This is a genomic window from Secundilactobacillus malefermentans DSM 5705 = KCTC 3548 (assembly GCF_001436395.1).
GTDB classification, from domain to species: Bacteria; Bacillota; Bacilli; order Lactobacillales; family Lactobacillaceae; genus Secundilactobacillus; species Secundilactobacillus malefermentans.
In genome coordinates this window covers 1-302 of sequence record NZ_AZGJ01000152.1, presented here as the reverse complement: position 1 = coordinate 302, position 302 = coordinate 1, and the positions used below count along the sequence as shown (strand labels likewise).

Below are 302 nucleotides of genomic sequence, written 5' to 3'. Positions count from 1 at the left end.
ACTGGAACCACAACCTTAACGACTAGTTACAAAGGTGCGGGGGCTAAAACTCCAGGCAGTCAAACAAGTAGCATTACCTGGACCACTGATACTGATGAGGTAACCAAGGTTACTACGTATACGCCAAGTGGTGATTATGAAAAATTTGAAACACCAGTGCTTGAGGGTTATACCGCAGATGCTGATGATAATAGTGACGTAACGAGCACAGCGGTAACTACGACAGCGCCAACCGATACCAGTAAAATGATCACGTATAGTGCCGGTGAGGCGAGTGCCACAGTGACCTACGTTGATGATGA

General features: G+C 46.7%; 1 protein-coding gene. It reads left to right on the top strand.

Annotated features, from left to right (window positions below):
• Positions 1 to 302, top strand: a 302-nt coding sequence (locus tag FD44_RS10605) for a hypothetical protein (protein ID WP_162258129.1), incomplete at both ends; no start/stop codon positions are given.